Origin of the sequence: Afifella sp. H1R (assembly GCF_021462425.1) — a bacterium.
GTDB classification, from domain to species: domain Bacteria; phylum Pseudomonadota; class Alphaproteobacteria; order Rhizobiales; family Afifellaceae; genus Afifella; species Afifella aestuarii.
Genome location: NZ_JAKEDY010000004.1, coordinates 38,473 through 47,823 on the forward strand (window position 1 = coordinate 38,473; position 9,351 = coordinate 47,823).

The window sequence follows — 9,351 nt, forward strand, 5'->3', positions numbered from 1 at the left end:
CGTCATGCCCATCTATCTCCAAATCGACGGTATCCAGGGCGATGCGACCCACGAACAGCATCGCAAGTGGATGGATATCGAGGCGATCCACTGGAACGTGTCGCGCAACATGAACACGTCGGCCGGCTCGGCTGCGAACCGCGAGGCCTCCGAGCCGACCGTTTCGGAAGTCGTTCTGACCAAGGTGAGCGATTCCTCGGCGACCAAGTTGTTCCAGGAGGCCTGCTCCGGGTCCACCGGCAAGCGGGCGACGATCCACATGGTGACGACGGGTAATCCCGGAAACACCTATCTCGAATACACGCTGACCAACACGCTGATCGCGAATTATTCGATCGATTCCTCGGGCGATCGCCCGGTGGAGACGATCAAGCTGAACTTCACCAAGATGGAAGTGAAGTACACGCCGTACGACGAGAACCAGACGCCGCAATCGCCGATGATCGCATCCTACGATCTGGCGACGACGAAGGCGGCGTAACGTCTGCCTCAACCGATCTCCGGTCGCCGGCATGAGGCTGGCGGCCGGCTACCTGCCCCGCGGCCGCACAGCGCGTGGGCAATGTCCCGTTGATCGAAGGGAGGCCATTCGCGATGGCGCTTGATGATATCCAGAAGGTGTCGCCGACCGCGCAGCACCTCATCGTCGAATACACGTCGACGGAAAGCGTGGCCAATATGGCCGGTCCCAGCCTCAAGACGCGCGGCATCACCGTCGCCAGGACGCTGCATCTGCAGATCATGCGCTACGTCTATACGATGGTCGAAGCCGAGGACGTCTATTTCGAAGGACGCCGGCTCGATCACATGCCGGGCATCCGTGAATTCGTCACCGAATGGCTGAAGCCCGGCGAGCAGATCACCAGTCGTCCGAACGGCAACTATTCGGTGCTGAGCGCCTATACGGGCAAGAAGAACGTCGTCGTGGCCATCGCCATGCAGAAGAAGCTCGTCGACTTCGCCACCCCCTTCATTGATCTCGTCGGCGACGATCCGGCGCCCGAGAAGGTGCTTTACGGCAACCCGATGGTGCCGTTCGTCCAACGCGGCGACCTGCCGCCGCTCGCGGCCGCCTATTACAACACGCGCACGCGCCGCTTTGAGGTGATCGAGAGCCCGGAGCGGGCGCGCCTGTTGCCGGAGTTCCTGCGTCGCTTCGGCAATCGCGAGGCCTTGCTCGGCTGATGGCTGGCTCGCGCAGCGAGCAACGGCCTGCGCCAACTGGCCCACGTCGACTGGCCCGCGCCAATTGGAGAAAGTGATGGACGACCTGACGGATACGATCGAGACGGGCTCGGCTTCGGATTTCATTCAGGCGGGGCGTGTTCTGAAGGTGGTCTCGCCCTTGGGTGAGGACGTGCTTCTGCCGGAGCGCGCGACGATCGTCGAAGGGGTGAACGAGCTCTTCTCCATCGAGCTGGTGGTCAGGGCCAAGCGCGAGGCGGTGGAGCCGGGCGAGCTGATCGGCCGGCGGATCGATGTGCTGGTGGAGATCCAGCAGGGCGCCGGTGAGGAGGGCGGCGGCTTCGGCGGCGGGGGCGGCGAGGATTCCAAGATCCGCCGGCCGTTCAACGCGCTCGTCACCGATCTTGACGAGGGCCCGATGGTCACCCGCGGCGTGCGCTCCTACACGCTGACGCTGCGCCCCGAAATGTGGCTTCTGTCGCGGCGCTCCGACTGTCGCATTTTTCTCGACAAGACGGCGATGGAGGTGGCCGAGCTCCTGTTTGCCGAGCATGGGCTGACGGCGCCGGATTTTTCCGGCGTGATCCTCAATCCGCCTGCGCAGCATTATTCGGTGCAATGGAACGAGACGGACCTCGCCTATGTGCTGCGCCGCTTCGAAGAAGACGGCCTGTTCTACTGGTTCGAGCACGAGGAGGGCCGGCACAAGCTGATGGTGGGCGACCACCAGAGCGCCTGGTCGAAGCCGTCGGCCGCGGCTCAAGGCGAGGCGGCGATGCGCATCGCGCAAGGGTCCTCCGACCGCAACCACATCGACGCATGGCGGCGGCGCTATTCCTATGTCTCGGGCAAACGCTCCGGCGCCGACTGGAATTTCGAGACGCCGAACACGGTGCCCTCGGCGGAGACGCCCTCGCTCGTCGAGCTGCCGGAGAATGCCAGACGCGAGCTTTATGAATATCCGGCCCGCGCCATGGATGTGGCCGCGCATGAGCGCATGGAAAAGCTCCGCATGCAGGCGTCGGAGGCCGATCACGACCGGGTCAAGGCGGCCTCCAACATCCGCGTGGTGGAGCCCGGGCGGCGGTTTGCGCCCTATGAAGTGGCCCATCCGGAAAAGCGCTACGAGGAGCATGTGGTGATCCGCGCGGTGCACCAGGTGGTGGACCGCTCCTACGAGACGGCGGAGGACGAGCCGGAATACCGCAACGAATTCGAAGCGATGCCCTCGCGCATTCCGCTGACGCCGCACCGCGCGACGAAGCGCCCGCGCATCGAGGGGGCGCAGGTGGGCATCGTCGCGGGCCCGGAAGGCGAGGAGATCCACTGCGACCAGTACGGCCGGGTCAAACTGTGGTTCCCCTGGGACCGGCGGGCGAAGAAGGACGGCTCGGACACCTGCTGGGTGCGTGTCTCGCAAAGCTGGGCCGGCGGCACCTGGGGCGGCCAGATCATCCCGCGCATCGGCATGGAGGCGATGGTCTCCTACATCGACGGCGACCCCGACCGTCCGCTGATTACGGGGTTGGTGCCGAACCCGCAGCAGGCCGTGCCCTACGATCTGCCGGCCAATAAGACACGCAGTGTGTTCAAGACGAAAAGCCACAAGGCCACCGGCTATAACGAGCTCCGCTTCGAGGATGAGGCGGGGCGCGAAGAAGTGTTTATGCATGCCCAGAAGGACATGAACGTCGAGGTTCAGAACGACCGCAACCGACGGACTGGCAATGATCAGTCGGAAGTCGTGGGACGCGACAAGTCCATCCAGATCGGCGGCGACCACGATGAACTCGTTGCCGGCAACATGTCGATTGCCGTCGGCAACAACCCGCTCTCTGCTCTGATCTCCGAGAAGACAAAGACTATCTTCGACTTCGCTGGTGCTGTCATGGAAAAAATTAAAATTCCGGATCCGTTTAAATTCGCGAAGGGCAATTTCCAAATGTTCGTGGAGAAGAACAAGTCTGAAGTTGTTAACGGTGCCTCATCCGAAATTGTTGGCGTAGTGAAGTCTACAGTGGTTGGCCACACCTTTCAGCAGACGGTCGGCAGAGCGATGAGCCTCATTGTGCGAAAGCGCTACGACATGGATATTGGGCAGGTCCACAACATTCGCGTGGGAGAGCAATTGACAATCAAAGTTGGTAAGAACTCGATGCTGTCGATGTCAAAGGAAGGGGACATTTTGATCGTCGGCAAGCGCATTAAGCTCGCTGCCGATAGCATCGATTTGAACGAGTAACGTCAGATGCCAAAACTCGGCGGCGTTTTCGAAGACGCCCAAATCTTGCGTGGTCCTCCGTCGATCGATGGAATCGATGCAGCGCGGCGTATGAACGGCAGTGACATCCCGCTGAGCCGGAAGTGGCTTTACGATCCGTCAATGTGGCAACCACACGGTGCCGGACCCATGCGGGTGCCCAATCGACAGGAGATCGAGGAGACCGATCTTGAGGCCTTGCAGGAGTATGTGCAGGGGCTGGAGGCAAACCACGTTATTCCGCCGAAGAAAGACTCTGTCGATGAAGATGAAGAAGGCGACGACAGGGAGGAGCAGCAGGAAGGGCCGGACCTCTCACTCGACGGACCGTCTGGCGAGCGAGACACCAAGGAGCTCGGCGTTGGCGATGAATACAGCACCAAGACCACCCGTGACCTGAGGACTGGCGAGACAACCTCGGAAAGCAAGCACAAGGTCGACTCCGATTTCGGCGGCAAATGGGAGGAAGCCGAGGTCACGGTTGTCGAAGGCAAGGTTGAGGATGAGGTCTCGGCGATCCTCGAGGAAGGCTCCTTCGGCGATGAGAACAGCAGCTTCTCCGGCAAAGGCAGTGTGTTTAGCGCGGAGGCTGGCTATGATGCCTCCGCCTCCGTCGGCAACAAGGGCTTGAAGCTTCACGCCGGCGCGGACGCTGAAGCGTCGATGATGGAAGGCAGCGTCGAGACCAACCAGGATGGTCTCGTCCGAGGGGATGCTCGCGGTGCAGTCGCGAAGGCTGACGCCGAAGCCACCGTCGAAGTGGTACTTTCTCCCGAGGAAGCGACGCTCGGGCTCAAGCTAAGTGGCAGCGGTAACATTATCGAGGGCGAGATTAGCGGCGAGACTTGTTTCACCCCCCGTCGCGCCGCCAATCTCGGGGTGAGCGCCTATAATTGGATCGTCGGAGAGGACTATGAGGGCTTGGGCGAGGAGTGGGAGATAGGGCTCTGCGTCGGCGGAGAGGTCGGCCTTTCGGTCGGTGCACAGGCGGGCGTCGAAGCCGAGGCGGGCTATAAGGATGGGACGGCGAGCGCCGAGGCTGGCGCCAAGATAGGTTTTGGGGTTGGGGCAAGCGCCAAAGTCAAAGGTAGTGCCATCGGCGTCGACAAGGTGCTGGGCTGGTTTGGCCTTTGAACAGGCTATCTGGAGACGACGCATGCGATGTGAGAGCAGATTTGGGAGACTCGCCAGCGCCCTTGTGCTCGGCAGCATCGTACTTTTGACGAAACACGGGGCCCTTATGGCACAGGATCAGACCGACAGGCTTCTCGCGCTGGAGGATCGGCGTGAAACCGCAGCCGCGTTTCCCATAGAGGGGTTCGATCATCTCGATTTTCGGACCGCCAAGCTCGACGGCTTCATCTGGAACGAGAGGGAGGAGGCGGTGTCGCAATTCGATCCGGCCGGCCTCTTCACGAAGTTCAAAGAGGTCGATCTCGGCTATGATCCCGCTAATCGGGATCTCGGCGAAATCCACGTTTACGCCGCGAAGATTGTTCCGGAAAAGGTTGGCCTCGCGGCCGACTACGGACGCTTCCTCGCCGCCGAGTGGGGGCCGCTCAATTTCGGGGTGCAGCCACACACGGCCACCTTTGGCGAGGTGATGACCGGGCGCAAGAGCGAGGATGGACAGGATTTCACTCGCATCTCGGTCTTCCGCCGCGGCGACGAACTCCTGATCATACGGGCCGACGGGCCCGAGGCGGGTTGGGGGACGTTCGGCGCCCAAGTGGCCGCCTTCGTCGGGTCCTTGATGTTCGACGAGGACATGGCCGAGGATCCGGTCCAGGCGTCTTTCAAGGAGAACAACATGGATGTACCCGCCGTCGCCGGCCGGCCTGGTGCGATCATGGTCAATCTGCCTCCGGCTTGGCGGGTGCTTCCGATCACCAGCGACGATGCCAACAAGGGTGTCTATAGGTTCTATGTCGACGGCGCAGACGAGGCGCAGAACAGCGGTGCAATGCTGTTTTCGCTCAAGCCCGGTCGATCCCGCGAGGTTGACGAAGAGAGTGCGCCAGAGCTCGCGCAGGTTCTCGTCGGGATGTTCCTCGACAACGTCCTGCCCGATCAGCCGCGCGAGATGGAGCTGATGAGCGCTGGCCGCTTTTCGGAGTTTGACGGGCTGGTGGACTTCAACGGTTACTATTCGTTCAAGGTTGACTTCCCGAAGCTTGGCATGCCGGCTGGCACGAGCGTGTTTCTCACGGTGAAGGGCGGTCAAGTGGCCGGCTATGCCGCGATCGCCGCCTACCCGACCGACATGGTTCACCGCGGCGCAGCGCTTCATCCGACGCTTGTCGAGGAACAATTGCGCAAAGGTGTGAAATCGTACTGGGAGCGGATGAGCGAGAGCGGCCAGTAGCGCTTGGATGTACGAAAACGCATCAGACTAAGCATTGCGAGAAGGAGTATCGAAATTGAGCGAACCCGAGACATCCCGACATGCCGTGGCGACCTGGCGCGTCGTCCTGGCATTCATCCTCGACTTCTTCACGGCCTTTCTTGGCCTTGGTTTTCTCGTGGCATGGGCGACAGGCGGACTTACTGAGAAAGGCTTTTCACTTGAAGGCGGACCAGCATTTCTGCTGTTTGCAGGGGTCGTCGCTTACTACGTCATTCTTAACCGTTTCTTTGGCGGAACGATCTGGAAGCACATCTTGCGGGCGCAGCGGGTACCGAGACGTGTCGCCTCGGGTGCAAGCTCCACCTCGGACAGCACGCCGTAGGCAGGCTCTTCCGACAGCGGTCGACCCGGATACACTGGAGGCCAGTGTCATGTCAGCAGCGCATCGCAAGGGTGACATCGGTTTATTGGCAGTTTTATTGGTGAGCATGTGCTTCTGCACAGCAGGTGCGGCACAAGAGAATACGATGGCCGAGAAAGTCTCGATTTCCGAATCGGGTCGTGTATCGAAAGTCTGCAGCGAGAGCGAAATGGAAGTAATCGAGCCCGATTTTTCCGGTGCAAATTCGATCGTGAGCCAATCACGCAAGAGAGTTTCGAGCGCTTCCGCAAGTATCTGGCGCAACTGCTTACATCGGACGGCAAGTCCGATTTGGAGGTCGTGGTGACCCCTATGGACGGACAAGTGACCGATGGTCCCTTCGAGAGCGGTCTTCTTCGGACACAATTGGGACAGGAGGCCGATCCATGGACTTGGCTGAGATGGAGCATCGGGCTTCACAACGTCAACGGTCAGACTGTGGTCATCTTCAATAGCGTGCCAGCGCTCACCGAGCCCCGCTACCAAGGACATTCTGACCGCGGATGAAAAGGCTTCCATCGATGCGCTCGGCACAGAGATCGGCAAATGGCGCCAAGCGAACACCGTAAATCTCGCACGGCAGTTCGAAGCTTTGGGCGTTCAATGATGCGCGTTCCCTATCAGCCTAGCTTTGCTCTCAATAAGCGCTCAGATCAGGTGTGAAAATCAGGCGGCAAATCGTCGGCATGAGCGGGTTTTGAGCCGCCTCAGGAATACCACGCCGAACAGAAAGGTGCAGGAACATGACTGATCTGCCGAAACCCGACGAATTCGATCCCGCCATGGCGGATAATATGGATTTTTGGTCGAAAATCGTCGCTCTCGCCGAGATGATCGAGATCGACCAGGCTGCCGGCACATTGAGCATTCGTAATGGCAAGTCGAATGTCGTCTTGCGCTCCGACGGCCTGGTCAGGGTTTCAGGAACGCGGATCGTCCAATCGGCCGAGCGCGACATCGCGCTAGACGCCGCCTTCATCGATCTCAACTGATCTGACATGTGGTCGGTCGACCATCAAACGCCTTTCGAGAGTCAGGGCTATTTCGTTCGCGACCGCGATGGCGCGGAGCATTGGGTCGTGGGTGTGCGTGCGATCTTCGACATTCGCGAGGATGGCTTCGTCTCGGTCGCCGAGGCGCAAAAACCGGTTCGTCTGGCGCCCGAATATGATGACGACGAGGCTGCAGAATTGGCTGCCGAAACCGATCTCTGCCCGTTTCGGCGGCGCGCCGACTTCATCGTCAAGGGCGTTGCGTGCCTTCCCGACGCGGCTGAGGCCACCGCATTCGAGGCGAGCGTTGCGGTCGCTGGCTTCGAAAAGCGCGCTTTCGTCTGCGGCAAGCGGCAGCTGCACGTTGCGCGTCGTCGTGCGGTGATCGAAGGGCCCGAGCCCTTCGGCGGCGTCCGGCTCACCTGGCGCAACAGCCTCGGAGGACGCGATCCGCTCGCCGAGACGCATGAGGGCGAAGACGCGGTCAATCTCGCCAATCCCGTTGGCAAGGGCTGGACTGCGCAATGGGCGAAGCTGCCAGATGCGACGGAACTTGATCTGCCATCCATCGAAAACGCGTCTGAGCGGATCGACGTCGGCCGCCCCTTGCCCGCGCCTTTCGGCTTCGGCCCGGTTCAGCCGTATTGGCAGCCCCGGCGCGATCACGCCGGCACCTATGACGAGGCCTGGCGCGCCACGCGCAGCCCGCTTCTGCCGGAAGACTTCGACGAGCGGTTCCATCAGGCGGCGCCCGACGACCAGGTCCTCGGCTTGAAGGGGGGTGAGAGGATTCGCGCGATCAATCTCCACCCGGACGGCCTCTTCGAGTTCCGGCTGCCGCAGCTGATCCTGGAGGCCCGCACGCGACTCGGGCGCGAAACGATCGATCATCGTTTCCGGTTGATCTCCGTCTGCCTCGACACGGAGGCAAAGAGGGTCGAAATGGTCTGGAACGCCCATGTGCCCTGTAACGGGCGCGACATGGAGCTGGACGGCAGCACGGTCAGGCTGCGGCAGATGTCGGGGGTCGCGCGATGACGGAGGATGGCGTGGCCATAGTCGGCGTCGGTCTGTGCTGTTCGATCGGCCACAGCTTCGAGGCGGCATCGGCCGCTTACCGCGAGGGCGTACGTGCCTTCGTCAAGACCGACGATCTGATCGGTCCCGATGGCCTCTCGCTGCGCATCGCGCCGGTGTTTGCCGCGCACGAGATTCGCAATTTCGAGGTCCGTCTGCAGCGGCTTTTCGGGACGGCGGCGGCGGACCTTTCCGATCAACTCGGGTCGTGGGTCAAGCCGACGCCGCTGCGCCTGCTGATCCCAGCCTGGCTGACGGACAATCCTATCGCCACTCGGTTGTCAGAATGGATCGCTGCCACCTGGCCCTCGCTCGTCGCCAGCGTCGAGTTGGTCTCGGCGAAAGATGCAATGGCGCTCGCCGAGCTGGCGCGCGGCATCCTGGCGATCAGAGAAAAAAAGCAGGAGGCGGTGATCGTGGCCGCTCTCGACAGCTTCCTGCATGCCGAGCTGCTCGACCGCTTGGCGCTCGACAACAGGTTGCTCACCCGCGAACAGCCGCACGGGGTGATCCCGTCGGAGGCGGCGGTGTTGTTCTATCTCGCTGAAGCAAGCGCTGCCCGGCCGCCGCGGCTGCTCGGTCGGGTCCTGGCAGCATGGCCGGGGCGGGAGAGCGAGGACGTGCGGCGGCCGCAAGGTCTGATCGGGCGCCCTCTCGCCAGAGCCGTTTCCATCGCGCTCGCCCGCTCTATGCCGGATCGCCTGATGGTCGATCTCAACGGCGAGCGCTGGCGTGCCGAGGAGCTGGCGGTCGTCCTGTCCGCCGCGCCGCCTTTGCCCGATCGGCTGGAGGCCGACTTCGAGACGCCGCCGCTCACCGCCGGCCATTGCGGGGCAGCGACGGGCATGCTGATGGCGGCGCTGGCGCTGAACGATCAGCCGCCGGGACAGACGGTCGAAGACGGCGGACGCGAAGCCTCCGAAACCACCCTGATCTCCACCAGCCAGTTCGACGGCCTGCGCGCCGTCGCCCTGATCGAACGCTATCGGCAACCGGTGCTGTCCATGGAGAGCGCGTCATGAAGGAAACCGTCGCCGTGAACGAGCTGACGCTGTGCCACAAGCATTCG

9 protein-coding genes are annotated in these 9,351 nt (G+C 62.0%); all 9 read left to right on the forward strand.

The annotated features are described in order from the left end of the window. The first annotated feature begins 4 nt into the window (after window positions 1-4). The 9 genes from L0F51_RS19580 to L0F51_RS19620 all read left to right on the forward strand — a co-directional run bounded on the left by L0F51_RS19580 (window position 5) and on the right by L0F51_RS19620 (window position 9,304). The gene (locus tag L0F51_RS19580) at window positions 5-481 is read left to right on the forward strand and encodes a type VI secretion system tube protein Hcp (RefSeq protein ID WP_092809956.1); all 477 of its coding nucleotides are present in this window, start codon (window positions 5-7) and stop codon (window positions 479-481) included. A 113-nt stretch (window positions 482-594) separates the two neighbouring features. Next, window positions 595-1,185 carry a hypothetical protein gene (locus L0F51_RS19585; RefSeq protein WP_234630856.1) on the forward strand — a complete coding sequence of 197 codons (591 nt, stop codon included), beginning with the start codon at window positions 595-597 and terminating at the stop codon, window positions 1,183-1,185. Window positions 1,186-1,261: 76 nt separating this feature from the next. Further along, a complete protein-coding gene (locus L0F51_RS19590; RefSeq protein WP_234630857.1) occupies window positions 1,262-3,427 on the forward strand; it encodes a type VI secretion system Vgr family protein in 2,166 nt (721 codons plus the stop codon). Between the two features lie 6 nt (window positions 3,428-3,433). After that, entirely contained in the window at window positions 3,434-4,579 is a 1,146-nt protein-coding gene (locus L0F51_RS19595; RefSeq protein ID WP_234630858.1) for a hypothetical protein, read from the forward strand. 106 nt (window positions 4,580-4,685) lie between these two features. Then, window positions 4,686-5,810, forward strand: a complete 1,125-nt coding sequence (locus L0F51_RS19600; protein ID WP_234630859.1) for a hypothetical protein — start codon at window positions 4,686-4,688, stop codon at window positions 5,808-5,810. Window positions 5,811-5,865: 55 nt separating this feature from the next. Beyond that, window positions 5,866-6,174 carry a hypothetical protein gene (locus L0F51_RS19605; RefSeq protein ID WP_234630860.1) on the forward strand — a complete coding sequence of 103 codons (309 nt, stop codon included), beginning with the start codon at window positions 5,866-5,868 and terminating at the stop codon, window positions 6,172-6,174. Window positions 6,175-6,956: 782 nt separating this feature from the next. Then, window positions 6,957-7,205: a hypothetical protein gene (locus L0F51_RS19610; protein WP_234630861.1), complete on the forward strand. Its 249-nt coding sequence runs from the start codon at window positions 6,957-6,959 to the stop codon at window positions 7,203-7,205. 6 nt (window positions 7,206-7,211) lie between these two features. Then, window positions 7,212-8,243, forward strand: a complete 1,032-nt coding sequence (locus L0F51_RS19615; protein WP_234630862.1) for a DUF2169 domain-containing protein — start codon at window positions 7,212-7,214, stop codon at window positions 8,241-8,243. Window positions 8,244-8,254: 11 nt separating this feature from the next. Then, the gene (locus tag L0F51_RS19620) at window positions 8,255-9,304 is read left to right on the forward strand and encodes a hypothetical protein (RefSeq protein ID WP_234630863.1); all 1,050 of its coding nucleotides are present in this window, start codon (window positions 8,255-8,257) and stop codon (window positions 9,302-9,304) included. Window positions 9,305-9,351: the final 47 nt, after the last annotated feature.

Bases quoted from the DNA above. Each gene is read 5' to 3' on its own strand.
- L0F51_RS19580 (WP_092809956.1), top strand. From the start codon at position 5: ATGCCCATCTATCTCCAAATCGACGGTATCCAGGGCGATGCGACCCAC.
- L0F51_RS19585 (WP_234630856.1), top strand. From the start codon at position 595: ATGGCGCTTGATGATATCCAGAAGGTGTCGCCGACCGCGCAGCACCTC.
- L0F51_RS19590 (WP_234630857.1), top strand. From the start codon at position 1,262: ATGGACGACCTGACGGATACGATCGAGACGGGCTCGGCTTCGGATTTC.
- L0F51_RS19595 (WP_234630858.1), top strand. From the start codon at position 3,434: ATGCCAAAACTCGGCGGCGTTTTCGAAGACGCCCAAATCTTGCGTGGT.
- L0F51_RS19600 (WP_234630859.1), top strand. From the start codon at position 4,686: ATGGCACAGGATCAGACCGACAGGCTTCTCGCGCTGGAGGATCGGCGT.
- L0F51_RS19610 (WP_234630861.1), top strand. From the start codon at position 6,957: ATGACTGATCTGCCGAAACCCGACGAATTCGATCCCGCCATGGCGGAT.
- L0F51_RS19615 (WP_234630862.1), top strand. From the start codon at position 7,212: ATGTGGTCGGTCGACCATCAAACGCCTTTCGAGAGTCAGGGCTATTTC.